The sequence below is a fragment of the Sporosarcina koreensis genome (assembly GCF_000826145.2).
Taxonomy (GTDB): domain Bacteria; phylum Bacillota; class Bacilli; order Bacillales_A; family Planococcaceae; genus Sporosarcina; species Sporosarcina trichiuri.
In genome coordinates this window covers 1,729,137-1,754,464 of record NZ_LN651337.1, presented here as the reverse complement: position 1 = coordinate 1,754,464, position 25,328 = coordinate 1,729,137, and the positions used below count along the sequence as shown (strand labels likewise).

Sequence of the window (25,328 nt, the reverse complement as noted above, 5' to 3'; positions counted from 1 at the left end):
GGACACTCATGGAAAGCCGAGCACCCGCGTTCGATTATCTGCAGCAAGTGGAGGAGATCCGCCGTATTATGGATTGCGACTTCACAGCCCTTGCCCTAGTGCAGCCGGAAGAGCGCCGTTTCCAGATCCGCTGGGAGTATGCGTCCGGGAATTTGAGCCAGCGGTACCGCCGTATCGTCCTGCAGTCGGGAAAAGGCGTGGCGGGAACTGTCTTCAAGACAGGGAAAGCGATCTTCGCCCCCGATACGGAGGACTATTTCAAGGAGAAGGATCTGTACAACTACCCGATCATCATGGCGGAAGGGCTCGAGAGCTTCGCTGCCATCCCGCTGTTCAAGTACAATCGGGTCAAAGGCATCCTGCTGGCGGGCTGCAGGAAGAAGAATTGCATGGATGAGGAGAAATTCAAACTGCTTCAGACCCTGGTCGCCCCCACGTTCGGTCCCTACTACAGTGAGGAGATGAGCGTAAATTGAAGGAACTGAGTCAAAACGGCATGAACAGCCTGCTGATGAAGCTGTATGACCGTTCGTCGGAAGCCATATTCTTCTTCGATGAGGAGAACCGGGTCGTCTCCATGAACCAGGCAGCGGAGCAGATCCTCGATCCGCAAGTTGCCGAGCTCATGAAAGCAGGAAGCACAAAAGCGATCTGTATGGCCTGCAAAGGATTTACCAGCGCAGAGGAAGAGCAGACGTGCATCGCCTGCTATATGTCAGATCCCGATCGTGATATCCCATCATTCCAGGTGTTCCTGGAGACGGCGGGCAGGGGGATCGTGCCGTATACAGGCAGCATCCAGATGATCGACAGAGAAAATGGGATCCGTGTCTTCATGTTGCGCGACCTGACCGAACAGATCAAGACTCAGGAATCGATGCATCAGCAGACGCTCGTCAAGCGGGTCATCAAAGCCCAGGAAGGCGAACGGAAACGGATTTCACGGGAACTGCATGACAGTGTGGCGCAGGAAATGCTCAGCGCACTCGTCGACCTGCGTGTCTTGAAATATATGAATGTGGAAGAAGACGTCTTGAAGAAAGTCAAGCAGACGGAAGGCTCGCTCATGCGCCTGCTGGAAGACATTCGTCATCTGTCCGTCCAGCTGCGTCCGGCCACGCTGGATGACCTTGGACTGGAGGCGGCGTTCAGAACGCATTTCAAATGGATCGAGAAGAACTATGGCATGCTCGTCGACTTCAGCAGCAACGTCCAGTCCGTCCGGTTCGACGGGGAAATCGAGACAGTCGTCTACCGGGTCTGCCAGGAAGCGGTGTTCAATGCGCTGAAGTATGCAGGCGTGGAAGAGGTGGAGGTGGCACTGCTGCTGACGGATTCCGATCTGAAGCTGACCGTGGAAGACAGGGGATCCGGCTTCGACCTCAATTCCCCTGTCCATAAAGGCACGGGTCTCGGTCTGTTCGGCATGAGGGAGCGCGCGGAACTCGTGCATGCAGACTTGACTATACGATCAGGCATCGGAACGGGGACCGTAATTGAACTGACCGTGCCTCTGAACAGAAGGGGAGACGGACAGTGAAACTTATTATTGCAGACGACCACGCTGTCGTCAGAAGCGGCTTCGCCCACATTTTGAATTACCAGCCCGATATGGAGGTCGTTGCGACTGCGGCGGACGGTCTGGAGGCATACGACCAAGTCGCGAAACACCGACCGGATGTCCTTCTCATGGATCTCAGCATGCCGCCGGGAGAAAGCGGACTGATCGCCACCGGCAAAATCAGTGAGGATTTCCCCGAAACGAAAATTGTCATCCTGACCATGTACGACGATGAGGAGTATCTCTTCCATGTGCTGAAAAGCGGGGCATCCGGTTACGTACTGAAAAACTCGCCGGATGATGAGCTGTTCTCGGCGATCCGCACCGTCTATGACGGCGGCACGTACATCCAGCCCTCCATGGCGACATCGCTCGTCCGGGAATTCGTCAAGAAAGACGGAGACGAAGTCGAGACCGATCCCTTCAAAATCTTGTCGAAGCGTGAAATCGAAGTGCTTCCGCTCGTTGCGAAAGGATACGGCAACAAGGAAATTGCAGAAAAACTGTACATTTCGGTGAAAACAGTGGAAGCCCATAAAGCCAAACTGATGGAAAAACTGAACTTGAAGAGCAAACCGGAGCTCGTCGAGTATGCGCTCAAAAAGAAGTTCCTGAACTTCTGACAGCAGGCATTACGTAAACGGAGGCAGACCGATGGATACGAAACGATTCAAGTTTGATCTGCCTGCACTGCAGGTACTGGAAAACGAACATCAGTATTTGATGTATCTCATGGACAACTGGCATCCGATCGTACTCGGCTTCGAGAATCGGATCTATTCACTGGAAGAAGGACGCGAAGCGATGCGGTCACTGCGTAAAGCGCTGATCGAGTTCATCGAACCGTTCAAGAACCATACGGATAAGGAAGAGGAGATCCTGTTCCCTGAACTTGCACAGTATGTCGGGAACGAACAGGGACCCGTCCGGGCGGTGGAAGAAGAGCATGAAGAACTCGATGCCTACATCGGCCACTTCCTGCATCACACCCGCGGCAGCCTGGATGAGCTGTCCCTTGAAGATCTTGAAGCGGTTTCAAAAGACGCCGGGGAAGCTTACGAAGCGATCATGGTTCACTTCATCAAGGAAGAAACGATCGTGTTTCCGATGGTGGAGTCGATGCTCCGGATCGAACAGCAGGATGCGCTGTTCGACAAACTGTACACGCCTATCGTGTAGGCAGGTACAGTGAAAGTCTGATAGACTGCAAAGCCTTTCATTCTCTATAGAAATGGACTGATATGGATGATCAAGAAAGTGCAGCTGCCGTTACAGACGGCCAACCTGGTTGTGGGATTCATGGTCTGGGTGCTGATTTCGTCGCTCCTCCCGTTCATCCGGGAAGATGTGTCGATCCCTGCATCCCGCATAGCGATCATTACAGCGGTACCGGTCGTGCTCGGTTCCGTGCTGCGGATCCCTCTGGGCTACTACGCCAATATATTCGGCGCACGGATTGTGTTCGCGGTCAGTTTCATCTTATTGCTATTTCCAGTGTTCTACATAAGTGCCGCCTCATCATTCACCGATCTGATCATCGGCGGAACGTTCCTCGGTATCGGGGGAGCGGTCTTCTCGGTCGGTGTCACGTCCCTGCCGAAATATTACGCAAAAGAAAAGCATGGTCTCGTCAACGGAATCTATGGGATGGGGAACGTCGGTACTGCCGTCACGACATTCGCCGCGCCGGTCCTTGCGACGCAGCTCGGCTGGAGCATGACCGTCAAGCTGTACCTCATCCTGCTGCTTGCGTTCGCCGCGCTGAACTTCATACTCGGCGACCGGCAGGAACCGAAAGTGAAGACGTCGATGGTCAAGCAGATCAAAGGCGTCTATAAGAATGAGAAACTGTGGTTCTTCTCGCTGTTCTACTTCATCACGTTCGGGGCATTCGTGGCCTTCACGATCTTCCTGCCGAACTTCCTCGTCGACTATTTCGAACTTGAAAAAGTCGATGCAGGGATGCGGACAGCCGGCTTCATCATCGTGGCGACACTGTTCCGTCCTGTCGGCGGATGGCTCGCGGATAAGTTCCAGCCGCTGTTCCTGCTGATGGGTGTATTTGCCGGGCTGACAGTTGCAGGGGTCATCCTCGCCTTCTCGCCTTCGATCGGATTGTATACGGTCGGCAGCATGCTGATCGCACTGACCGCGGGAATCGGGAACGGGGTCATCTTCAAGCTGGTGCCGTTCTACTTCAGCAAACAGGCCGGTACCGCGAACGGAATCGTGTCCATGATGGGCGGTCTCGGCGGGTTCTTCCCGCCCCTGCTGCTGTCGGCCGTCCATGGGATCACCGGTTCCTACTCGATCGGTTTCATGGCGTTCGCCCAGTTCTCGCTCGTCAGTCTCGTCCTTGTCATCTGGCTCTACTATATGGACCGTCTGTCTCTTGCAAAAGATGTGTTCGACTCGACGGGGCAGGGTATACTCGTAACCGACAGCACCGGTAAAATCCTGTCCGTCAACCCGGCCTTCACGGAACTGACAGGCTACTCGGAAGACGAAATCGTCGGGAAAAACCCGAATGTCCTGAGCTCCGGCCGCCAGTCGAAAGAATTCTACACAACGATGTGGGGAGTCATCGGCGATGAAGGGTCGTGGCAGGGACAGATGTGGAACAGACGGAAAGACGGCAGTGAATACCTTGAACTGCTTACCATCAATGCCGTCAAAAATGCAGATGGCGACGTGACCCGTTACGTCGGTACATTCAGCGATATAACACCAGCATAACAACGGGGGACCGCCAGTCGAATCTGACCGGCAGTCCTCCTGCTTGCTTTACTATGGAAACGAGGTGCCTGCATTGGAACAACGTTATTCACGCCAAACACTTTTTGCGCCGATTGGTGAGCCGGGTCAGCAGAAGCTGCAGGAGGCCCACGCCTTCGTGCTCGGCTGCGGGGCGCTTGGATCGGCGATTGCAGAAACGCTGATCCGCGCCGGCATCGGCAGGCTGACCATCGCCGACCGGGATTATGTGGAACCTTCCAACCTGCAGCGCCAGCAGCTGTTCGCAGAGGAGGATGCGGTTCATGGCACACCGAAAGTCGTGGCGGCGGAGGCCCGGCTGCGCGCCATCCGGAGTGACGCGGACATCGTACCATTGCTCGATCACGTCGATGGCAGTCTGCTCGGACGATACGCGGCGGATGCTGATATCCTGCTCGATGCGACAGATAACTTCGAAGCCCGTCTGCTGCTGAATGACTTTGCCTGGAAGCATGGGATTCCATGGATTTATGGGGCCTGTGTCGGAAGTTCGAGCAGCGTTTTTCCGTTCATCCCCGGCCGGGCGCCGTGTTTCCGGTGCCTGCTGCCTGTGCTGCCGTCTGTGAACGAGACGTGCGACACGGTCGGCGTCATCGCCCCGGCTGTGCAGATCACGGCGGCGAACCAAAGTGCCGAGGCACTGAAATGGCTGACGGGCAACAGGGACGCCATGCGGACGAAGCTGCTGCACACGGATATTTGGCACAATACACAAGTGGAAGCAGGGATTTCACGTCTGAAGAAAGACACGTGCCCGACATGCGGTGCGGATCCCGTCTATCCATCGCTGATGGAGGAGACCGGCACCCACTACGCGGTGCTGTGCGGGCGCGACACCGTACAGATCATCCCTGCGGCTGAACGGCAGCTGACAGGAGAGGACGTACTGCGAGTGGCGGAACGTCTCGGAACCGTCGGAAAGCATAATACGTACTTCACGGAATTCGAGGCGGATGGGTTCCGATGCGTCGGCTTTTCCAATGGCAGGCTGCTTGTCCATGGACTGAAGGATATTCAGAGAGGCCGTAAAATCTATCATCAGCTATTCGGATAAGGAGAGGATTGCGTTGCATAAGGAAGAGACGGGTCAGAGTGAAAAACTGAATATTTGTATCTTGACTGTGAGTGATACACGGACCGAGGCAGACGATAACAGCGGCCGGCTCATCCGCGATCAGATGGAGGATGCTGGCCATACCATCTTTGCGAGACAGATCTGTCCCGACGATAAGAATGCGATCCTGAAAGCGGTCGAATCGTGGATCGGTAAAAAGGAAGCGGACGTCATCGTCATCACAGGCGGGACTGGGATCAGCTACCGCGATGTTACGATCGAGACAGTTCGGCCGTTCTTCACCAAGGAACTGAACGGTTTCGGCGAACTGTTCAGGTATATCAGTTACGCGGAAGATGTCGGTTCGAAGGCGCTGCTGAGCCGGGCCGCTGCCGGTGCAATCGGGGAGAAGGTGCTGTTTGCGCTGCCGGGTTCCGTGAAAGCGGTCGCACTTGCGCTTGACCGTCTGATCCTGCCGGAACTCACGCATATCCATAACGAACTGACGAAGCATTTATAACGAACAGAAAAAAGAGGAAGCGGTGTCTACGCTTCCGTCCGTTCATAATCTCCATTTTTACCGCCTGTCTTCGACTGCAGCATGGTCGGGCCGATCACCATTTCCTTGCCCGCCGCCTTGCACATGTCATAGACCGTCAGCGCTGTCGCAGAAGCTGCCGTCAGTGCTTCCATTTCGACGCCGGTCAGCCCCGTCGTTTTCACTTCCGTCCGGATGAGGACTTCATAGTGTCCCTGTGCCTCATCGACGTTCCAGTCGAACCGGATATCGACGCCGGTCAGCGGCAGCGGGTGGCACATCGGGATCAGATCGGCCGTGTTCTTGGCAGCCATGATGCCAGCGACTTGTGCAACGGCGAAGACATCCCCTTTTTTGTTCGTCCCCTCTTTGATCTGCCGGTAGATCGCTTCGTTGACGATGATGGATGTACTTGCAGCTGCCGTCCGTGAAGTGACCGGCTTATCTGACACATCGACCATCCGTGCGCGGCCCTGGTCGTTGAAATGGGTGAGTTCAGACATTCGATTCATTCCTTTCAGTTCTGATACACTTAGTATACCAGAAGAAAGCAGGTGCTTTTTGTGGAAATGAGAACACCGATTCCAGTAGCGGAGGCGATCGGACGCATCATGCAGCAAGTCCGTCCGCTGGAAACCGAAGAAGCAGCGCTTGAAGAGGCGCTGGGCCGTGTGCTGGCGGAACCGATCGTCGCCCGCCACAGCGTGCCGCCGTTTGACCGGTCCCCGTACGACGGGTACGCCATCCGGGCGGAAGACAGCGAAGGGGCATCCGGCAGTGCACGTATCCCCTTCACAGTCATCGGCGAAATCGGGGCAGGCCATGTCGGGGAGAAAACCGTCGGACGCGGGGAAGCCTATCGGATCATGACCGGTGCCAAGATTCCGGACGGCGCGGATGCGGTCGTCATGTTCGAACAGACAGCGGAGACGGACAGCGGCTTCTCGATCCGGAAACCGTTCACAGCGGGCGAGAACATTTCATGTAAAGGCGAAGACGCCGCTGAAGGGGATCTGCTCATCGAAGCGGGCACCCGTATCCACCCGGGGACTGTCGCACTGCTGGCGACATTCGGCTATGCGCGCGTGAGCGTCTCCCGACTGCCGGTCGTCGGCATCCTTGCAACAGGGACGGAACTGCTCGGCGTGGAGGATGAACTGCAGCCGGGCAAAATCAGGAATTCCAACGGCCCGATGATCGCGGCGCAGCTCGAGCGTCTCGGCGTGCCGGTCAGGCTGTACGGAACATCGGCGGACGATCTGCCGGCCTGCACGGCAATCGTGAAGGAAGCGATTACCGAATGCGATGCCGTCATCACGACAGGCGGTGTGTCTGTCGGTGACTACGATTATCTGCCTGCGATCTATGACCAGCTTGGCGCCTCCGTGCTCTTCAACAAAGTCGCCATGCGGCCGGGAAGCGTGACGACCGTGGCTGTCCTGGACGGCAAGTTCCTGTTTGGTCTGTCCGGCAATCCGTCGGCATGCTTCACGGGCTTTGAACTGTTCGCCCGGCCTGCGCTCCTGTCCATGATGGGAGACAGCGCGCCGTACATGCCGCATTTTAAAGCGGAGCTGGCTGAAGACTTCACGAAGCCGAACCCGTTCACCCGCTTCATCCGTTCGGTCTGGCAGATGACAGGAGACAAGATCACCGCCGCGCCTGCCGGCTTTAACAAATCGAATGCCGTTTCATCGATTGCGCGCGGCAACTGCCTTATCGTGCTGCCGAGCGGGACAAGGGGGTATGCGGCGGGCGACAGCGTCGACGTGCTGCTCCTCGGTTCCGAGCAGGGTGCGAAGGACTGGGTGCTGTGAAGACCCTCCATATAGCCGGTTATAAGAACAGCGGCAAGACAACGCTGCTGGAACGCTGGATCGGCATTGCCAAGCAGGCAGGACGATCGGTCGCCGTGCTGAAGCATCACGGCCACGGAGGACCGGTCGAACTGCCGCCGGTACTGACGGACACGACTCGTTTTTTCCGCAAGGGCGCGGATGCGTCCCTTGCGGCAGGCGGCGGCACGTGCCAGCTGCTGCTGAACAGTGAGCCGGACTTTGAAACCTTGAAACAACTCGCGGCACAAGGAAAGCCGGATATTCTTCTCATCGAAGGGTATAAGGAAGAGACCGGTGACAAAGTCATCCTGGTCCGGGAGCCGGAAGATTGGGAGACCCTGCAGCATCTGGACGGGATCCGGCTCATTGTCGGACCGCTCACTTCACTGTCTGCGGAAATCATCCCATCCCGGGAGGATACGGCGCAGCTCGACAGCTGGTTTGCCCGCTGGCTTGCAAAGGAGGAATTGGATGAAACCGTTTGAGATAACAGAAGAGCCGATCAATCCGCAGGACTATGCGGATTATGTGCTTCACACAGGTGCCGGTGCTGTGACACTGTTCACCGGACATGTACGGGAATGGACACACGGCGTGCGGACCGTCTATCTGGCCTACGAGGCGTATGTGCCGATGGCAGAGAAGAAACTCGCGCAGATCGGTGCCGAAATGGAAGCGAAGTGGCCCGGCATCCGGACAGCGATCGCCCACCGGATCGGTGAACTGCACTTGTCCGATATCGCCGTCGTCATCGCGGTTTCATCCCCCCACCGTTCGGCTGCCTATGAAGCTAACGAGTATGCCATTGAACGTATCAAGGAGATCGTGCCGATCTGGAAGAAAGAGATCTGGGAAGACGGCCAGGAGTGGCAGGGCGCCCAGAAGAAATATCCTGATAAAGGAGCCGATGCACAATGATCCGTGTAAACTACTTTGCGAGACTGCGTGAACTTGCCGGCAAGGGCGGCGAAACACTGGAACGCGATCAGATGACAGTCCGTGAGCTGCTGGACTGGGCGGAGGAGACGTATCCGGGGTTCGGGAAAGATGATGTCCAGGTCGCGGTGAACGAAGAGTATGCGCTGCCCGAAGACCTCATCCGCTCGGGTGATGAGTGTGCGTTCATCCCGCCGGTAAGCGGCGGATGATCGGCATCGTGCTGGCCGGCGGTGAATCGCGCCGGTTCGGTTCGCCGAAAGCGTTCGCATGCCATAATGGAAAGCAGTTCTATCAGTATGCCGTGGAGGCCCTTGCTCCGCATTGTGCGCAGACAATCATCGTCGCGCGGCCCGAACACAGGGACCGCTTTCCTGATTGTCCGACCGTTCTCGCTGACCTGCCGGAAGTGGCCGGCCAGGGCCCGCTTGCCGGGATCCTGACCGTAATGGACGCTGCGGCTAGCGATTGGTATGCTGTCCTGCCGTGCGATGTGCCGTTTGCAGACGACCGGATCGTGGAGCTGCTGACAGCGGAAAAAACGGACGGCGGCCCCTCGGCGATCGAAGCGGCCGGAATCCGGCATCCTCTGCTGTCCATATGGGATCGGGCATCGGCAAGAAAGATCCGCTCGGCACTCGCAGCAGGCGAACGGAGTGTCCGGCCGCTCATCCGCAAATGGATCGACGGAACCGGACTGCTGGAGGAGGATCCGTCTATATTTGACAACGTGAACAGACCCGGACAACTGGAAGGGAGATGACAGCATGGAGCCCATAACAGACAAATTCGGCCGGCCGATCCGTGATTTGCGGATCTCCGTCACGGACCGCTGCAACTTCAGATGCTCCTATTGCATGCCGAAAGAGATTTTCGGGGACGATTATGTGTTCCTGCCGAAGGACGAGCTCCTGTCATTCGAAGAGATCGAACGACTGGCAAAGCTGTTCGCGAAACTCGGCGTGAAAAAACTGCGCCTGACAGGGGGCGAGCCGCTCATGCGGCGCAACCTGCCGGACCTGATCGGTTCACTGACGAAAATCGAAGGGATCGAAGACATCGGACTGACGACGAACGCCGTCATGCTCGGCCAGTATGCACAGCCGCTGTATGACGCGGGTCTCCGCCGTCTCAATATCAGCCTGGACGCACTCGACCCCGATTTGTTCGGGGAGATGAACGGCCGAGGCGTCAAGCCGGATCTGATCCTGAAAAATATCGACAGGGCCCACCAGCTCGGATTCACCATCAAGATGAACATGGTCGTCAAAAAAGGGACGAACGAGCAGGAGATCCTGCCGATGGCCCAGTACTTCAAGGAACGCGGCATCACATTGCGGTTCATCGAATTCATGGATGTGGGCAATGACAACGGCTGGAGTTTCGACAAAGTCGTCACGAAGAAGGAGATCCTCAGCCGTCTGCAGGACGTGCACGATCTGGAGCCGGTCGATGAGGAGTACTACGGCGAAGTGGCGAAGCGCTGGCGTTACAAAGACAACGGCGCGGAAGTCGGCTTCATCACCTCGGTGTCCGAGTCGTTTTGCTCCACTTGTACACGGGCCCGGCTGTCTTCGGAAGGAAAACTCTTTACGTGCCTGTTCGCTTCCGATGGATTTGACGTCCGGCAGCTGCTGCGCGAAGGTGCGACGGACGAAGAACTCGCTGCTGCGTTGACCGGTGTCTGGGAGAACCGGACCGACCGGTATTCGGACGAGCGGACGGAACAGACGGTGAAAAACCGGAAAAACAAGAAGATCAATATGAGCTATATCGGAGGCTGACAGGGCGGCCTGCGGAACAGTCGGGAGGATGCACAGCCATGACAGGAAGAAATGATCCGTGCCCTTGCGGCAGCGGAAAGAAGTACAAGAAATGCTGCGGGAACGAAAGCAGCGGGTTGCTGAATACAGTTGTCAGCGAAGAGCTGGACCGTCTGCTCATCCAGTTCTTCGATACATATCCGACAGGCGCTGCCAAGGAACAGATGATGCGGCTCATGCGTCAGTGGGCGGAACGGCTGCGCGGCAGCTGGGAGCCTGCGCACACCGAAGAGGCGGCGTCCGAGTTCTATTTATTCATCGAAAACAACGAGCAGTGGAAAGAGTATGTGCACACGCAGCGTGAGGCGGCTGCACGCGGCACTGTGCAGGAAGTTCTCGCAAAGTGGGATGAGCCGCTCATGCTGCTCGGTGAAATCACAGGTGCTGAGGAAAAGTTTCTGCACATTGAACAGCTGCTGACGGGGGAAACGGTGGAAGTGGCGCGGATCGAGGGCATGCCCGCGGATGAAGGGACACTGCTTTTCGGTGTCGTGCTCCCTGACGCCCGCCGCGGCGAGCGCGCGGTCGCGCCGGTGTCGTCCATGCTGTTCCTGGCGAAATGGAGCCGGCAGACGAAAAAATCCCTGCTATCGCTCCGGGCGCAATCGCCGGATGAACCGGCTGCGGAATTCATTTGCAATCATGCGCTGGATATTTACGAACTGCTCGTCAAACGCAGCATGGCGTCCATGAACGATCTGCTCGAGGATGTACTGGCGGATGAACAGCTCGGCGCCCTGAAACTGCTGGACAGCCGGCTGGCAGAAGGCGGCGAACCGGCGGATGTCCGGGAAATGCTGCAGAAACTAGCGGTCGCCTACTTCCTGAACACCGAACAGGAAGAAGGCCAGGCAACGGATACAGCCTCTTTCGTGCAGGCGGCAATCGGCGTCGGCCGGTCACTCTCCCTGCTCAAAGGGGACACTGCTGATGTTGCCGAGGCGGACACGGCAGAAACTTCCCGTCTGTCGCAAGAATTGTACAGCCTGTATACGGAGATGATGGAAAACGGTGAAGCGGCTGCGGCAGCCGTCTATGAAATCGGCACCGATCCGCGCCCGTCGGAATCCGAGCTGTGGGAGACTGCGATGACGACAACGGGCGTCGTGGAACCGGAACGCCGTCCGGGTGTGGATGAAGGACGCGCCCAGCGCCTTGCGTACGAAGCATACAGAGCGGAAACGGAAGACGGACGCCGGAAACTGGCGGACTCGGCACTCGCCATCGCACCGCAGCTCCCGGATGCCCTGCTGCTGAAAGCGGAAACGGAAGCCGATGCGGAGCCGGCGGGCAGCCTGTATGAACAGGCGATCCGCGAAGCGAGCCGGCGGTTCGAACCGGGGGAGAATCCGTGGAACAACCTGCCGAACCGTCCGTTCATGCGTGCGGCCTTCTCGTACGGAGTCCATCTGTTCAGGCTGCGGGAATTCAATGAGGCGGCGGATATCTTCCTGGATCTCGTGCGCATGAACACGACTGATAACCAGGGTGCCCGCTATGAGGCGATCGCGTCGCTCATCCATGCAGAACGATACAAGGAAGCGGGCGAGCTGCTCGTCCGCTACGAGCGGGGATCGGAGAACGATGCGACCTACCTGTACCTGGACTGGAAGCTGGAAAACGAAGCGACACAAGGGGTATCTGAGGAAGAGGCGGACATGCTGAAGAAAGCATCCGAAGCAAACGGCAACGTCATGCATCTTATGGCGTTCCGGGCGCAGACCATCGCCTATCCGCGCAACGGGCGCCTGCAGCCGGGCAGCAAAGAAGAAGCCCGCTATATCTGGCTGCTCCTGAACGGACCGAGTGACGTGAACGAACAATAATCTGCGTGTATGGATGATGAACGGAAAGAACGCTGTCCGCGGCTGGTGCGGACAGCGTTCTTTTTCATGTGGCAGGCGTGCGTGCGGCCGGACTGCCCAGCTCACTGATACGGGACACGATGTCATCCACTGAAGCTGCGCTGTCTGACGCTGCAAACTCGTTCCGGAATGCATCCAGCACACTTCCCAGAATGACGCTGCCGCTTTTCCCGGTCACCAGCTCGTCCATCAAAAATTTCACATAGTCGACGCCTTTTTGTTCTTTGGACTTTTCGAATTGTGCGAGAAGCGTACGCAGCCGCCTGAACAATTCCTCTTTCGCCTTTTCCGCATCTGCAAATGACAGCTTTTCAAGCATGTCGTTCCCGAGCAGGATATCATCGGCTTTCCGCATCCCTGCCATCATGTCATCGAGCCGGCGGATGGCGAACGGCACCATCTGTTCGTAGTGGGAACTGTCTTTCCGTCCGTACCCGATCTTGATGATGTGCAGAATGTGCTGCATGACACCGAGCAGCATGACGGCGCCGTCGGTGGCATACGGTTCAGCGTCCGGTCCGTAGATTTCCAGCAGACGGCCGGATAGCCAGGCAACTTCGTATAGATATTGCTCCCGGACATAGCGCCGCATTTCCTCGTCGTTCGAAAAGAATATGGCTTCATAGATCGGCAGGAGATTCCGTTCGCGGTCAACGTGCGCACGGGTCATAATCTGCTGGGCGAACAGACTTTTATCCGTCCGATCCTTGCCGATCAGCAGTTTGCGCCGGCGCTCGATCGATTCCTCATTGGCCATTTCAAGAATGGCGAGCAGGCATTCATTCTTCGACGTGAAATAGTTATAGAAAGTCCCTTTCGAAATACCGGCAGCCGTCAGGATATCCTGGACGGAGGTCGACACGATGCCTTTCTCCTCGAACACCTGCTGTGCTGCGTAGATCACTTTTAGTTTACGTTCGTTCATTCCATCACCTTTGGACTCATAGTATACTGACAGTCTACTCTCCGAAACGCTATATATCAATGAAATATACTGTTTCGGATTTTTTTCTTGCGTAAGTTGGACTGCGGGTATAAAATAGCTTTCATGATGTTTTTTCAGTCAAGGAAGTATAAGGAAAATGGGGGACCGTTGGATGGAAACAAGTGAACACATTAAGAAAATGCATGAAAAGCCGCCTTACGGCATCATCATCATCTTATTCATCGGAGCGTTTGTTGCGATCCTGAATAATACATTGCTCAACATCGCGCTGCCGACTATCATGACAGAATTCAAGATTGAACCTTCCCAAGTACAATGGCTTACGACCGGCTACATGCTGGTTGGCGGTATCATGATGCCGGCCAGTGCTTTTTTCATTATGAAATTCAAGAACCGGAACTTGTTCCTCACGGCGATGACGCTGTTCTCTTTGGGGACACTCCTTGCCATCGTGACACCGAACTTCGGTCTGCTGGTTGCAGCGCGGATGATTCAGTCGTCCGGGGCATCCCTGCTGATGCCGCTGTTGATGAACGTCATGCTCGTTGCGTTCCCGGTTGAAAAACGGGGGCAGGCGCTCGGCTACTTCGGGCTGGTCATGTTCACGGCGCCGGCGATCGGACCGACGCTGTCCGGCTTCGTCGTCGAGCACTACTCCTGGCGCGCGCTGTTCATCATCGTGCTGCCGATCGCGCTGTTCGTCATGGCGTATGCATTCTTCAAACTGCGCAACATCACACCGAATAAGGACGTGAAAGTCGACACGCTGTCGATTCTCTACTCGAGTATCGGGTTCGGCGGTCTGCTGTATGGCTTCAGTTCCGCCGGACACGCGGGCTGGGGGTCGGTCGAAGTGTACGGTACGATCATCATTGGTGTGATCGGTCTGGTCCTCTTCGTCACCAGTCAGTTGCGTAAGAAAGAGCCGATGCTCGATTTCCGCATTTATAAGCATCCGATGTTTGCCCTGTCGTCCGTCATCTCGGTCGTCGTGTCCGTTGCGATGTTCTCGGGGATGATCCTGACGCCGCTGTATGTCCAGAACGTCCGTCACATTTCGCCGCTCGATTCGGGGCTGCTCATGCTGCCAGGTGCGATCGTCATGGGCTTCATGTCGCCGATCACCGGCAAACTGTTCGACAAGTACGGACCAAAAGGCCTTGCTGTTACGGGCCTTGCGATCACCGTGCTGACCACATATCTGCTGAGCCGGCTCACACTGGATACCGGTTATTATGAACTGATGGCGATCTACACCGCCCGCATGTTCGGCCTGTCGATGGTGACGATGCCGATCATGACGAACGGCATGAACCAGCTGCCGATGGTCTCGAATCCGCATGGCACCGCCATGAACAGCACCGTGCAGCAAGTATCCGGCGCAATCGGTTCCGCCATCCTGCTGACAATCATGACAAAACGTGCGGAGTCAGCCGGAACACAGATCGCTCAGGACGCGGCGATGTCCGGAGGTCTGCCGACCGACAAAGCCGGTCTCGCGGCATTCCAGGAGCAGGTCGCCCAGCAGGCACAGCTGGATGGCATCAACTTCTCCTTCTTCATCTCCGCAATTATCGCGGCGGTGGCCCTGGTGCTGACGCTCTTCATCAAGCGGGTCCTCCCGCCGAAGTTCGAAGCGCAGCAGATGCCGGACACTCCGACACCTGAGCATAACAATGTTACGGCAAAACCTGATAACGCCTGATCCAACGCCTTCCCGCAGGATATCCAACCTGCGGGGAGGCTTTTTTTATTGGAGATTGGCCGCTCACACGCAGAGCGCTCATAAATGAGGCCGTTCCGCTCATAAAACGTGAATTCCGCTCATAAACTGCCGGAAACGCTCATAAACTCGTGGAAGTGATCATAAACCATGGAAAGTGATCATAAATCATATGAAAGCGCTCATAACTTCACACAATCCGGTCCAGCCGGGCAGCCGAGCCCGCGGCAAGGCGGCCAGTAGCCACAAGTCGCCATGCCGCGCCAGATGATCTTCCACAAACTAGGAAAGACTGGCTTGTCGGCTTCGCTTCGCTCCGCTTTTTCTATAGATGGAAGTCATTGCACGCCGAACGCTCATAAATGAGGCCGTTCCGCTCATAAAACGTGAATTCCGCTCATAAACTGCCGGAAACGCTCATAAACTCGTGGAAGTGATCATAAACCATGGAAAGTGATCATAAATCATATGAAAGCGCTCATAACTTCACACAATCCGGTCCAGCCGGGCAGCCGAGCCCGCGGCAAGGCGGCCAGTAGCTACAAGTCGCCATGCCGCGCCAGATGCGCTTCCACCACAAACTAAAAAAGACTGGCTTGTCAGCTCCGCTGCGCTCCGCGTTTTTTTGTGCACCAACTCAGGCAATCGGCGCATAGTCCGGACCGGCCGCTCATACACTGGTCACTGTGTTCACGAAGTGCGGCGCAGCCAGCCGGACAGCGAATCGGACTCCCTGAAAGGAGAACCGGGCTGGCTGTCGAATACAGTATGTAAGGGTTTGCAAACCGCATAAGAAAGGGGACAGGCAGCTATGAAACTGAACAACTATATCAACGGAAACTGGGAAACTGACGGAGGGGCGGAGTATACCGATGTCCTGAATCCGGCTAATGGGGACAAGCTGGCGGAAGTCCGGCTGTCGACAGCAGATGACGTGGACAAGGCAGTCGCCGCCGCGAAAGCCGCGCAGAAAAAGTGGGCGCGTGTGCCGGCGCCGAAGCGGGCGGATTACTTGTATGAAATCGGCCGGCTCATGGTGGAGAAGAAGGAGCATCTCGCACAAACACTGACGAAGGAAATGGGCAAAGTCATCGAAGAAGCGCGTGGTGAAGTGCAGGAAGGCATCGACATGGCGTATTACATGGCAGGTGAAGGCCGCCGGCTGTTCGGTGAAACAGTGCCGTCCGAGCTCGACAACAAGTTCGCGATGAGTGTCCGGGCGCCGATCGGGGTCGTCGGTCTGATCACCCCATGGAACTTCCCGGTGGCCATCGCGACATGGAAATCATTCCCGGCGATCGTCGCGGGCAACACGTTCCTCTGGAAACCGGCGACCGAAACGCCGATGATGGCATACGAAATGGCACTCATCTTTGAAGAGGCCGGTCTGCCGGCAGGGGTCGCCAACATCGTCTTCGGCAGCGGAGGCACCGTCGGCACGGCGATGATCGAACATCCCGACGTGCGCGTCATCTCGTTCACCGGCTCCACGGAAACCGGCCGCCATGTCGCGGAACTCGGCGGCCGTCACCTGAAGAAAGTGTCACTCGAGATGGGCGGCAAGAACGCCATCATCGTCATGGATGACGCCGATCTCGACCTCGCCGTCGAAGGCATCCTCTGGAGCGCGTATGGAACAGCCGGCCAGCGCTGCACCGCCTGCAGCCGGGTCATCGCGCATTCCGCCATCAAGGAAGAGCTCGAACAGAAACTGCTCGAGTCAATGAAAACCCTCACGATCGGCAACGGAACGGATGAATCCGTCAAAATCGGGCCGGTCATCAATGAAAAATCGATCGAGAAGATCCAGTACTACGTCGGTGTCGGGAAAGAAGAGGGTGCGACACTGCTCGCAGGCGGCAGCCAGCTGACAGAAGGCCATTATACAGGCGGTCATTACTTCGAACCGACCCTGTTCACGGACGTCAAGGCGGACAGCCGTCTCGCGCAGGAAGAGATCTTCGGTCCGGTCATTTCACTGATCGAAGTGAACAGTCTGGAAGAGGCAATCGACGTTAACAACGGTGTCAAATACGGGCTGTCGAGCTCAATCTTCTCACGGGATGTCAATAAGATCTTCCAGGCGCAGCGCGATCTTGACACGGGGATCGTCTACGTCAATGCCGGCACGACCGGCGCGGAGATCCATCTGCCGTTCGGCGGGACAAAAGGGACCGGAAACGGCCACCGCGATTCGGGCGTGGCGGCGCTCGACGTGTTCACGGAGTGGAAGAGCATCTATGTGGATTTCAGCGGCACATTGCAGCGGGCACAGATCGACAATAACTAATAGGGGGCTGATTGCATGAAAGTCGTCGTACTCGGAGCGGGACTCATGGGAAAAGAAGCGGTGCGGGATCTGGTGAAGCAGGATGCGGTCACAGCAGTCTATCTGGCGGATCAGGACGTCCGGAAAGCGGAGAATTTTGCAGACGATCTGCTGTCCGACAAGCTGAGCATCCTCGTGCTTGATGCGCGGAACGAACTCCAGCTGAGCGAGGTCATTGCGCTCGGCGACGTCGTCATCAATGCCCTGTTCTATACGTTCAATGAAACCACAGCCCGGCTCGCCATCGAAGCAGGTGTCCACTACGTCGACCTCGGCGGCCATATCGGCGGCGCGACGGATGCAGTTCTCGCGATGGACGGGGCCGCGCAGGCGAAAGGCGTCACGGTCATCCCCGACCTCGGCGTCGCCCCGGGGATGATCAACATCCTCGCAGGTTACGGTGCGGACAAACTCGACACCGTGGAGTCGATCAAGCTGTACGTCGGGGGCGTCCCGGCGGAACCTGAACCGCCGCTCAATTACAATATCGTGTTCTCACTCGAAGGCGTATTCGACCATTACACCGACCCGTCGCGTGTCATCCGTGATAACGAAATCATCGAACTGCCGTCGCTGTCGGAAATCGAGACGATCGAATTCGACGGTTTCGGCCCGATGGAAGCGTTCCATACGTCCGGCGGCACATCGACACTGCTCGGCTCCTTCCCGGACGTCCGCACGCTCGAGTACAAGACGCTCCGCTATCCGGGGCACGCGGAGAAGTTTCAGCTGCTCGTCGATCTTGGGCTGCTGTCACGGGAATCCGTCATCCAGGTCGATGGGAAGCCGCTTCGTGTCCGCGATGTCATGCGCGCCCATCTGACGCCGCAGCTGCTGCTCGGCGACAAGAAGGACGCTGTGCTGCTGCGGGTTCTCGTCAGCGGGGAAGCATCCGGTATGCCGGCGACCTACGAATACAACATGACCGTCACGAAGGACATGGAGATGAACGAAACGGCGATGGCGCTTGCGACCGCGAATACGATCTCCGTCGTCGCCCAGATGATCGGAACCGGTGACATCACGAAGCGCGGCGTCCACCCGCCGGAATGTATCGTGCCGGGGCACCTGTATATCGAAGAGATGAAAAAACGCGGGGTTATCATCGATGAGAACGTACTGACCGGCGAAGCATCCTTGTAAACTCACAGAGAGGACGTGCGCGGAATGGACTTCACATTCACAGAAGATCAGCAGCTCCTGCGGCAGACGGCACGCCGCTATGTCGATGAACAGATCATCCCGAACATTGCAGACTGGGAACGCGCAGGCGGATTCGATCCGCAAGTATGGAAGGATTTCGCAGACCTCGGCTTCATGGGCTCCTGCATCCCGGAACAGTACGGCGGCAGCGGGCTCGACTACAATTCGCTCGCCATCCTGTGTGAGGAGCTGGAACGCGGGGATACGGCGTTCCGCACGGCGGTCTCGGTGCATACCGGCTTGAATTCACTGACCTTGCTGCAGTGGGGGACTGAGGAACAGAAGCGGAAATTCCTCGTACCGCAGGCGAAAGGCGAGAAGATCGGCGCCTATGGACTGACCGAGCCGGGGGCGGGCTCCGATGTAGCCGCCCTCGCCTCGACCGCCGTGCGGGATGGCGATGAGTATATCCTGAATGGCCAGAAGACGTGGATTTCACTGTGCGACCAGGCGGATCATTTCCTCGTCTTCGCCTATACCGACAAAACGAAAAAGCACCACGGCATCTCGGCGTTCATCGTCGAACGCACGCGTCCCGGGTTTTCATCCAAGGCAATTGCGAATAAATACGGCATCAGGGCCGGCAACACGGGTGAGCTGTTCTTCGAGGACGTGCGGATTCCGGCAGCGAACCGGCTCGGCGAAGAAGGCGAAGGGTTCAAGATCGCCATATCGGCACTCGACAACGGCCGCTTCACCGTCGCGGCCGGCGCGGTCGGTCTCATCAGCGTGTGCCTTGAAGCGAGCACCGCATACTGCGAGGAACGGCATACGTTCGGCAAGCCGATCGGCGACCACCAGCTCGTCCAGCGCATGATCGCCAACATGGAGGCGGGCTATCAGATGAGCCGGTTGCTCGTGTACCGTGCCGGCGAACTGAAAAATGCCGGCCGCCGCAACACGCGGGAAACATCCCTCGCCAAATGGCAGGCGTGCGACTTCGCAAACCGGGCGGCGGACGACGCTTTCCAGATCCACGGCGCCTACGGCTACTCGGACGACTATCCCGTCGCCCGTTACCTGCGCAACTCGAAAGCACCCGTCATCTACGAAGGCACCCGCGAGATCCATACGATCATGCAGGCGGAATACGTCCTCGGCAAGCGCGGGGATAAGCCCTTGAACCGCATGCTGCCGGGATGGCCGTTTGAGGAGTTTCTGTAACGGATCCGCCGGACAGCCGTCTCATGATGTAAAGGTCGCTGTCCCCCTATGGATAGCGATCTTTTTCTCCATTGCGGCAGTTTTGATGCTGTCGGTCACTGATCCTATCTATATCACGGGAAGTCTTGTTACTTGACAGCCGTTCTGTGCAGCTATTGATACTAGGAAGAATGTGATAAACTACAAGTATGAAACGAATGAACGGAGTGACGGATGTGGCGGATAATCAGCTCCTCTATCATTTAACACACATCAGCAATCTGCCTTCCATTCTAGAAAGTGGAGGATTGCAGTCACATGCAGCAATGCAGATGAATCAGCTGCAGCATCAGGATATTGCCAATCAGGACGTTCAAGCACGAAGAAACAGAACGAAGATCCCTGTTGGCAAAGGTGGAGTCCTGCACGACTATGTCCCATTCTACTTTGCAGCACGCTCGCCTATGTTGTACTACTTATACAAACAGCAAATTTCACAAGAAGACGTGGTATATTTCATGACAAGTATCTCAACTGTTCAACGGAACGAGCTGGATTTCGTGTTTACAGATGCACATGCCATCAGACGTTTAACGAACTTCTATACAGATCCAATCCATTTGGACCAAGTCGATTGGCAAGTGATGACCTCCGTTTATTGGCATGATATAGACGAGGACATGAATAGAAAAGCCAGGCGGCAAGCAGAATTCCTTGTCTATCAGGAAGTCCCTCTTTCAGCTTGTTTAGGATTTGCAGTTTTCGATGAACGAGCGAAGGTGAAGTTGGAATATTTATTACACGGGGCTGGCAGTACATTACCGGTTGCCGTCCGAAGACAGTTCTACTATTAGGAGGTGGAGGAATGATCCGTTCAATGCAGGGGAACTTACTGGAAGATCAGGCTGAAGCTTATGTAAATACGGTAAATACAGTAGGTGTCATGGGGAAAGGAATCGCCTTGCAGTTTAAACAAGCCTTTCCGGATGTATTTAAACAGTATGCGAAGGATTGTAAGGCCGGTCAGGTTCGAGTGGGGAGAATGCATGTAGTTCCAGTCCATGGGTTAGCCGCCCCTAAGTATGTCATCAACTTTCCGACAAAAAAGCATTGGCGTAATCCTTCTGAGCTTACGTATATACAGGAAGGTCTTCGCGATTTGGTGCAAATTATTCAAGAGCTGAACCTTCAGTCGATTGCCATTCCCCCGTTAGGCTGTGGAAATGGCGGATTAGAGTGGCCGGTTGTTCGGACTGCTATCGTGGAAGCCTTGGCGCCTCTTTCTATTGAAGTCCATTTGTATGAACCAGCAGGCGCACCTCCGTTGGATCGGATGGTAATTAGGACGAAACGGCCTAACATGACATTGGGAAGGGCCTTGCTGATCAGCGCCATGGAACAGTATGCGGGTCCGGGCTATCGGATGTCGTTATTGGAAGTACAGAAACTCGCGTATTTCTTGCATGAAGCAGGGACACTGCCGAAACTACAGTTCGAAAAGAATCGTTTCGGTCCCTATGCAGAAGCGCTCAATCATGTCCTGCAAGACATGGAAGGTCATTGGATCAGAGGATATGGGGATCGCACAGCAGGGGCTGAAATCTATCTGCTGGAAGGTGCTATAGAGGAAGCGGAAGAATTTTTGAAGAATCATCCGGACGCAAAGTTCAATTTGGATCGGGTCTCTGACTTAATATATGGATTCGAAACCCCTTATGACATGGAACTTCTGGCAACCGTTCACTGGGTGCTGAAAGAAAATGCGTCAAAAGCAACAGATAAAGCGTTTGTTGTTCAATCCGTACAGCAATGGAATGAACGCAAGAATAAAATGTTCCCACCCCGTGACATTGAGCAAGTATGGAACTACTTGCTTTATGAGGTCAAGTTTGCTTCATAACGCCAGGTGTGCTGGCCTATTCGCCATGAGAGAATATACTTTTCGTTTAAAAATGATATAGAGAGATCGCTGTTCTGGCAGGAATGGCGGTCTTTTTCACTGCCAATGGAAGAGGGAGTGAAAAAACTTGTGGGATAAGACGCCTTCCAGATCCACGGCGCCTACGGCTACTCGGACGACTATCCCGTCACTCGTTACCTGCGCAACTCGAAAGCACCCGTCATCTACGAAGGCACGCGGGAGATCCATACGATCATGCAGGCGGAATACGTCCTCGGCAAGCGTGAGGACAAGCTTTTGAACCGCATGCTGCCGGGGTGGCCGTTTGAGGAAGATCTGTAACGGATCCGCAGGACAACCGTCTCATGGTGTAAAGGGAGATGATCGTATGCGGAACAAAGGGATACTGGCTGCGCTGCTCGGCGCTGCGCTCCTGCTGACGGCGTGCGGGACGGTGCAGGCGCCGGCACCCGATGGAGAAGAGGAAGAAGAGATGACAGACAAGATCAGCGGGGAGTTCGGACAGGATGACTACCGTCAGCTGGCCGACCCGTCGATGGCGCTGTCCCGGCAGCTGCTGGAACGCGTGGAAGCGGATGACGACGGCAATGTGTTCGTCTCGCCGGTCAGCCTGCTGGCGGCGCTGTCGATGCTGCAGAACGGAGCGGACGGAGAAACGCGGGCTGGCATCCTTGCGGCCATGCAGGCATCCGGATTGGATGAAGACTCGCTCAACCGGGCGAACGCCTCGCTGCTCGACCGGCTGCAGAATAATGACAGTTTCACTCTGACGATGGCCAATTCCGTCTGGGTCAATGACGGGTTCACGCTCCAGCAGCCGTTCAAGGACGTGCTGAGCTCCTATTATCTTGCGGCGTCAGAGGAGATCGATGCGGGCGATGATGCTTCTGCAGACCGCATGAACGACTGGGTGAAACGGCAGACGAACGGCAAGATCGAGGAGATCGTACAGGCGCCGCTCAGCGGGGATCTAGTGCTGTATCTGCTGAATGCCGTCTATTTCAAAGCACCCTGGAAGTACCCATTCCTGGAAAGTGCCACCGAAGAGGGGGCCTTCCGTCTTTCGGACGGCAGCCGGGCGGACGTGCCGATCATGAACCTGCAGGAGGAACTTCCATACCGGGAGACCGATCAGTTCCAGGCCGTCTCCCTGCCCTACGGGGAAGACGGCCGCATGCGGATGGACGTCTACGTGCCAAAAGAAGGGACGGCAGCCGAAGACTTTCCGGCATTCCTGACAGCTGAACAGCGGAACGGCTGGCAGGATGCAAAGACACGGCCCGGCACTGTCCTGCTGCCGAAGTTCAGCCTGTCGTACGAAGTTGAACTGAACGAAGTCCTGTCGGCAATCGGCATGCAGCGGGCGTTCGGATCGGATGCCGAACTCGGCCGTCTTGTGGAAGAGGAGAAGGATAAGCTGTATGTCAGCAGTGTCCTGCAGAAGACCTATCTGTCGGTGGATGAAGCCGGCACGGAGGCGGTCGCGGTGACGTCCACGTCCGTTGACGTAACATCGGCGCCGCTCGCTGAACCGTTCACACTGAAGGCGGATCGGCCGTTCACCATCGAAATCCGCGACCGGGATTCGGGGCTTGTCCTCTTCGCCGGCAAGATCGGAAATCCTGTGCAGGAAAAATGAATAGGCAGCCGGGAAGCGGCAATCGGACCGTTTCCTGGTTGTTTCAAGTACTCTCACAAAATAGGTTTACAGCCGGGAATATAGGGTATTTAACTGTTGCAGGCTTTTGCCTGCAAAAAATTTAATATGTCATGTGAACGCTTTCACAAGAAGGGGGAACTTGAGATGAAAATTACAATTATCGGTTCAGGACATGGAGGTTCCATGGCGGCAGCCTGTCTCGCGCGCGATGGCCACGAGGTAAGCATGCTCAAATTGAGCGGCCGGCCGGATGAACATTTCCAGAAACTCGAACAGACGAAACAGATCACGCTCCACGACGAACACGGAACACAGACGGTTCCACTCCTAGCCGTGACCCGCAACCCTGCAGAGGTCATCCCGCAAGCAGATATACTCCTCATCTATTATGTATCGAACTACCACAAATCCCTCGCGAGCGCCCTTGCTCCGCATCTCCAGAAACACCAGACCGTCTATATCTGCCCAGGCTATCTCGGCAGTGTCTACTTCCTCAATGAGCTGGAACGGCTCGGCCGCAGCGGGGACGCACCGCTGTTCGCAGAGGGGGAGACGCTGCCGTACAGCTGCCGCATCACGGCGCCCGGGGAAGTGACACTGTACTCGGTGAACTATGGTCATCCGATTGCGACTGTGCCGGCAGGACGTGTGGAAGAAGCATGCAAGACGCTTGCGCCCGTTCTCGGCCACTGCATCCCGCGTGATAATATCGCGGAAGTGGCGCTGCATAACCCTAACCTGATCATGCATACGGTCGGCATCGCGCTGAACGCCGCCTACATTGAAAACTCGGATGGGCAGTTCTCCATGTACACGGAAGGGTTCACACCATCCACATGGAAGGTGGCCCATGAGCTCGACCAGGAGAAAATGGACATGCTCACGCGCATCGGTGCGAAGCCGCGCTCTTACATCGAGGAGTTCAAAGTGCGCACGTTCACCGATCCGGACGCCTATTCCGATGACGAAGCGTTCGAGATCTATGCGGAAAGCGTGAAAGACCTGCGCACGAAATCGGTCGATAACCGCTATATCACGGAAGACGTGCCCATGGGACTCGGGCTGCTCCACTCGCTCGGCAAGCATCTCGGCATGCCGACACCTGTCGGGGATTCAATCATGACGCTTGCGGGCACGATGGTCGGCGACGATTATTTCGCGCAAGCCCGCACTATCGAAGCGCTCGGTTTCAGCTCTGCGAAGGAATTGCTGTCATTCATCACTGAAGAACAGGCGGCGCATGCCTGAGTGAGAGGCGGAGGGGAAGTTTCCCCTCCGTCTTATTTGTGTGCCGGACTTGCATTCGGAAGAACGGCGATGTATGATAAGGGTTGACCAATTGACCGGAACTGAAATATAGTCATTTTTGATGAAAGAGGTGTACCTATGGATCGCAGAGCGGAGATATTGGAAGCCGCTGCGAAGTCCTTTTCGCTGTTCGGCTACAAAGCGACAACGATGGATCAGGTCGCGAAAATCGCAAATGTCGGCAAAGGGACGATCTATACGTTCTTCGCCAATAAGGAAGAACTGTTCAATGCCATTGTTGTCGGCATGATCGATGAAATGCGGTGCGAAGCGGAAGCGGCAGCGGTCCCGGACGCTTCATTCGAAGAGAATGCGCACGCCCGTCTCATGTCCATCCTGAAATTCCGGACGACACACCGGCTGTATGCCAAGCTGATCGACGAAGGGAAAGAGATCCGGACGCCTGCTGTACAGGAAGTGCTCGCCGATATCGAAACACAGATCATCCAGTTCATTGCCGAAAAGATCGAGAAGGGCATTGTACGCGGCGAAGTCAAGCCATGCAATACGGAACTGGTTGCGTATTTGCTGTTCAAATCGTACATGACGCTCGTCGTTGATTGGGAAAGGACCCATGATCGTGAATTGGCCGAGTCGGAAATCACCGATCTGCTGAGCAGCACCATTTTTAAAAGTCTCATACGCTGAGACTTCTTTTTTCATCATTGAATGACCGGAATCCTAAAATGGTCATACAGTCAAGGA

At 56.1% G+C, this 25,328-nt stretch carries 25 protein-coding genes and 1 pseudogene; 24 read left to right on the top strand and 2 right to left on the bottom strand.

Annotation, left to right across the window (positions count from 1 at the left end):
* The first annotated feature begins 8 nt into the window (after positions 1-8).
* The 7 genes from BN1190_RS14290 to BN1190_RS14260 all read left to right on the top strand — a co-directional run bounded on the left by BN1190_RS14290 (position 9) and on the right by BN1190_RS14260 (position 5,910).
* A complete protein-coding gene (locus tag BN1190_RS14290; RefSeq protein ID WP_040287651.1) occupies positions 9-476 on the top strand; it encodes a GAF domain-containing protein in 468 nt (155 codons plus the stop codon).
* A complete protein-coding gene (locus tag BN1190_RS14285) occupies positions 473-1,540 on the top strand; it encodes an ATP-binding protein (RefSeq protein ID WP_098060143.1) in 1,068 nt (355 codons plus the stop codon). The genes BN1190_RS14290 and BN1190_RS14285 overlap by 4 nt, the downstream gene beginning before the upstream one ends.
* Positions 1,537-2,184: a response regulator gene (locus BN1190_RS14280; protein WP_040287650.1), complete on the top strand. Its 648-nt coding sequence runs from the start codon at positions 1,537-1,539 to the stop codon at positions 2,182-2,184. Before BN1190_RS14285 ends, BN1190_RS14280 begins: the two co-directional genes overlap by 4 nt.
* Positions 2,185-2,215: 31 nt before the next feature.
* Entirely contained in the window at positions 2,216-2,740 is a 525-nt protein-coding gene (locus BN1190_RS14275; RefSeq protein ID WP_040287649.1) for a hemerythrin domain-containing protein, read from the top strand.
* A 66-nt stretch (positions 2,741-2,806) separates the two neighbouring features.
* Positions 2,807-4,297, top strand: coding sequence for a nitrate/nitrite transporter (locus tag BN1190_RS14270; protein WP_040287648.1), 1,491 nt, complete (start codon positions 2,807-2,809; stop codon positions 4,295-4,297).
* 73 nt (positions 4,298-4,370) lie between these two features.
* Positions 4,371-5,390: a ThiF family adenylyltransferase gene (locus tag BN1190_RS14265; protein WP_040287647.1), complete on the top strand. Its 1,020-nt coding sequence runs from the start codon at positions 4,371-4,373 to the stop codon at positions 5,388-5,390.
* Positions 5,391-5,403: 13 nt separating this feature from the next.
* Entirely contained in the window at positions 5,404-5,910 is a 507-nt protein-coding gene (locus tag BN1190_RS14260) for a MogA/MoaB family molybdenum cofactor biosynthesis protein (protein ID WP_338066442.1), read from the top strand.
* A 26-nt stretch (positions 5,911-5,936) separates the two neighbouring features.
* Here the strand turns inward: BN1190_RS14260 and moaC are convergent, their stop codons facing one another.
* A complete protein-coding gene (moaC, locus tag BN1190_RS14255) occupies positions 5,937-6,431 on the bottom strand; it encodes a cyclic pyranopterin monophosphate synthase MoaC (RefSeq protein ID WP_040287645.1) in 495 nt (164 codons plus the stop codon).
* 66 nt (positions 6,432-6,497) lie between these two features.
* On the opposite strand from moaC, the gene glp reads away from it, so the two are divergent.
* From glp to BN1190_RS14220, 7 genes are read left to right on the top strand one after another with little or no spacing between them, the layout of a single operon-like run.
* Positions 6,498-7,745 (top strand): gephyrin-like molybdotransferase Glp, encoded by a 1,248-nt coding sequence (gene glp / locus BN1190_RS14250; RefSeq protein ID WP_040287787.1) that lies wholly within the window; start codon positions 6,498-6,500, stop codon positions 7,743-7,745.
* The gene (mobB, locus tag BN1190_RS14245) at positions 7,742-8,251 is read left to right on the top strand and encodes a molybdopterin-guanine dinucleotide biosynthesis protein B (RefSeq protein WP_040287644.1); all 510 of its coding nucleotides are present in this window, start codon (positions 7,742-7,744) and stop codon (positions 8,249-8,251) included. Before glp ends, mobB begins: the two co-directional genes overlap by 4 nt.
* The gene (locus BN1190_RS14240; RefSeq protein WP_040287643.1) at positions 8,238-8,684 is read left to right on the top strand and encodes a molybdenum cofactor biosynthesis protein MoaE; all 447 of its coding nucleotides are present in this window, start codon (positions 8,238-8,240) and stop codon (positions 8,682-8,684) included. The genes mobB and BN1190_RS14240 overlap by 14 nt, the downstream gene beginning before the upstream one ends.
* Positions 8,681-8,914, top strand: a complete 234-nt coding sequence (gene moaD, locus BN1190_RS14235; RefSeq protein WP_040287642.1) for a molybdopterin converting factor subunit 1 — start codon at positions 8,681-8,683, stop codon at positions 8,912-8,914. The genes BN1190_RS14240 and moaD overlap by 4 nt, the downstream gene beginning before the upstream one ends.
* The gene (gene mobA / locus BN1190_RS14230; RefSeq protein WP_040287641.1) at positions 8,911-9,465 is read left to right on the top strand and encodes a molybdenum cofactor guanylyltransferase; all 555 of its coding nucleotides are present in this window, start codon (positions 8,911-8,913) and stop codon (positions 9,463-9,465) included. Before moaD ends, mobA begins: the two co-directional genes overlap by 4 nt.
* A 4-nt stretch (positions 9,466-9,469) precedes the next feature.
* Positions 9,470-10,486 (top strand): GTP 3',8-cyclase MoaA, encoded by a 1,017-nt coding sequence (gene moaA, locus BN1190_RS14225; protein WP_040287640.1) that lies wholly within the window; start codon positions 9,470-9,472, stop codon positions 10,484-10,486.
* Positions 10,487-10,524: 38 nt separating this feature from the next.
* Positions 10,525-12,351, top strand: a complete 1,827-nt coding sequence (locus tag BN1190_RS14220; protein ID WP_040287639.1) for an SEC-C metal-binding domain-containing protein — start codon at positions 10,525-10,527, stop codon at positions 12,349-12,351.
* Positions 12,352-12,415: 64 nt separating this feature from the next.
* On the opposite strand, the gene BN1190_RS14215 is transcribed toward BN1190_RS14220, so the two are convergent.
* Entirely contained in the window at positions 12,416-13,315 is a 900-nt protein-coding gene (locus BN1190_RS14215) for a TetR/AcrR family transcriptional regulator (protein ID WP_040287638.1), read from the bottom strand.
* A gap of 172 nt (positions 13,316-13,487) precedes the next feature.
* Between BN1190_RS14215 and BN1190_RS14210 the strand changes: the two genes are divergently transcribed.
* The 10 genes and pseudogenes from BN1190_RS14210 to BN1190_RS14165 all read left to right on the top strand — a co-directional run bounded on the left by BN1190_RS14210 (position 13,488) and on the right by BN1190_RS14165 (position 25,271).
* On the top strand, positions 13,488-15,041 hold the full coding sequence (locus tag BN1190_RS14210) for a DHA2 family efflux MFS transporter permease subunit (RefSeq protein WP_052461919.1): 1,554 nt from the start codon (positions 13,488-13,490) through the stop codon (positions 15,039-15,041).
* 829 nt (positions 15,042-15,870) lie between these two features.
* Positions 15,871-17,349: an aldehyde dehydrogenase family protein gene (locus BN1190_RS14205; protein WP_040287637.1), complete on the top strand. Its 1,479-nt coding sequence runs from the start codon at positions 15,871-15,873 to the stop codon at positions 17,347-17,349.
* Between the two features lie 15 nt (positions 17,350-17,364).
* The gene (locus tag BN1190_RS14200; RefSeq protein ID WP_040287636.1) at positions 17,365-18,531 is read left to right on the top strand and encodes a saccharopine dehydrogenase family protein; all 1,167 of its coding nucleotides are present in this window, start codon (positions 17,365-17,367) and stop codon (positions 18,529-18,531) included.
* Positions 18,532-18,555: 24 nt separating this feature from the next.
* Positions 18,556-19,755 carry an acyl-CoA dehydrogenase family protein gene (locus tag BN1190_RS14195; protein WP_040287635.1) on the top strand — a complete coding sequence of 400 codons (1,200 nt, stop codon included), beginning with the start codon at positions 18,556-18,558 and terminating at the stop codon, positions 19,753-19,755.
* 215 nt (positions 19,756-19,970) lie between these two features.
* Positions 19,971-20,588, top strand: coding sequence for a type II toxin-antitoxin system toxin DNA ADP-ribosyl transferase DarT (gene darT, locus BN1190_RS14190; protein ID WP_040287785.1), 618 nt, complete (start codon positions 19,971-19,973; stop codon positions 20,586-20,588).
* An 11-nt stretch (positions 20,589-20,599) separates the two neighbouring features.
* A complete protein-coding gene (darG, locus tag BN1190_RS14185) occupies positions 20,600-21,634 on the top strand; it encodes a type II toxin-antitoxin system antitoxin DNA ADP-ribosyl glycohydrolase DarG (protein ID WP_040287634.1) in 1,035 nt (344 codons plus the stop codon).
* Positions 21,635-21,772: 138 nt separating this feature from the next.
* Positions 21,773-21,976 (top strand): annotated as a pseudogene (locus BN1190_RS14180) (acyl-CoA dehydrogenase family protein); the annotation flags it as partial.
* Between the two features lie 46 nt (positions 21,977-22,022).
* The gene (locus BN1190_RS14175) at positions 22,023-23,294 is read left to right on the top strand and encodes a serpin family protein (RefSeq protein ID WP_052461903.1); all 1,272 of its coding nucleotides are present in this window, start codon (positions 22,023-22,025) and stop codon (positions 23,292-23,294) included.
* A gap of 165 nt (positions 23,295-23,459) precedes the next feature.
* Entirely contained in the window at positions 23,460-24,563 is a 1,104-nt protein-coding gene (locus BN1190_RS14170; protein WP_040287633.1) for an NAD/NADP octopine/nopaline dehydrogenase family protein, read from the top strand.
* Positions 24,564-24,701: 138 nt separating this feature from the next.
* Complete coding sequence (locus tag BN1190_RS14165; RefSeq protein ID WP_040287632.1) at positions 24,702-25,271, top strand: TetR/AcrR family transcriptional regulator; 570 nt, start codon at positions 24,702-24,704, stop codon at positions 25,269-25,271.
* Positions 25,272-25,328 lie beyond the last annotated feature (57 nt).

Excerpts from the sequence above, each read along its gene's own strand:
- BN1190_RS14175 (WP_052461903.1), top strand. The coding sequence starts at position 22,023 with ATGCGGAACAAAGGGATACTGGCTGCGCTGCTCGGCGCTGCGCTCCTG.
- BN1190_RS14210 (WP_052461919.1), top strand. The coding sequence starts at position 13,488 with ATGGAAACAAGTGAACACATTAAGAAAATGCATGAAAAGCCGCCTTAC.
- BN1190_RS14200 (WP_040287636.1), top strand. The coding sequence starts at position 17,365 with ATGAAAGTCGTCGTACTCGGAGCGGGACTCATGGGAAAAGAAGCGGTG.
- BN1190_RS14165 (WP_040287632.1), top strand. The coding sequence starts at position 24,702 with ATGGATCGCAGAGCGGAGATATTGGAAGCCGCTGCGAAGTCCTTTTCG.
- moaD (WP_040287642.1), top strand. The coding sequence starts at position 8,681 with ATGATCCGTGTAAACTACTTTGCGAGACTGCGTGAACTTGCCGGCAAG.
- BN1190_RS14220 (WP_040287639.1), top strand. The coding sequence starts at position 10,525 with ATGACAGGAAGAAATGATCCGTGCCCTTGCGGCAGCGGAAAGAAGTAC.
- BN1190_RS14205 (WP_040287637.1), top strand. The coding sequence starts at position 15,871 with ATGAAACTGAACAACTATATCAACGGAAACTGGGAAACTGACGGAGGG.
- BN1190_RS14195 (WP_040287635.1), top strand. The coding sequence starts at position 18,556 with ATGGACTTCACATTCACAGAAGATCAGCAGCTCCTGCGGCAGACGGCA.
- moaC (WP_040287645.1), bottom strand. The coding sequence starts at position 6,431 with ATGTCTGAACTCACCCATTTCAACGACCAGGGCCGCGCACGGATGGTC.
- darG (WP_040287634.1), top strand. The coding sequence starts at position 20,600 with ATGATCCGTTCAATGCAGGGGAACTTACTGGAAGATCAGGCTGAAGCT.
- BN1190_RS14240 (WP_040287643.1), top strand. The coding sequence starts at position 8,238 with ATGAAACCGTTTGAGATAACAGAAGAGCCGATCAATCCGCAGGACTAT.
- BN1190_RS14215 (WP_040287638.1), bottom strand. The coding sequence starts at position 13,315 with ATGAACGAACGTAAACTAAAAGTGATCTACGCAGCACAGCAGGTGTTC.
- BN1190_RS14170 (WP_040287633.1), top strand. The coding sequence starts at position 23,460 with ATGAAAATTACAATTATCGGTTCAGGACATGGAGGTTCCATGGCGGCA.
- glp (WP_040287787.1), top strand. The coding sequence starts at position 6,498 with ATGAGAACACCGATTCCAGTAGCGGAGGCGATCGGACGCATCATGCAG.
- mobA (WP_040287641.1), top strand. The coding sequence starts at position 8,911 with ATGATCGGCATCGTGCTGGCCGGCGGTGAATCGCGCCGGTTCGGTTCG.
- BN1190_RS14290 (WP_040287651.1), top strand. The coding sequence starts at position 9 with ATGGAAAGCCGAGCACCCGCGTTCGATTATCTGCAGCAAGTGGAGGAG.
- moaA (WP_040287640.1), top strand. The coding sequence starts at position 9,470 with ATGGAGCCCATAACAGACAAATTCGGCCGGCCGATCCGTGATTTGCGG.
- BN1190_RS14270 (WP_040287648.1), top strand. The coding sequence starts at position 2,807 with ATGATCAAGAAAGTGCAGCTGCCGTTACAGACGGCCAACCTGGTTGTG.
- BN1190_RS14275 (WP_040287649.1), top strand. The coding sequence starts at position 2,216 with ATGGATACGAAACGATTCAAGTTTGATCTGCCTGCACTGCAGGTACTG.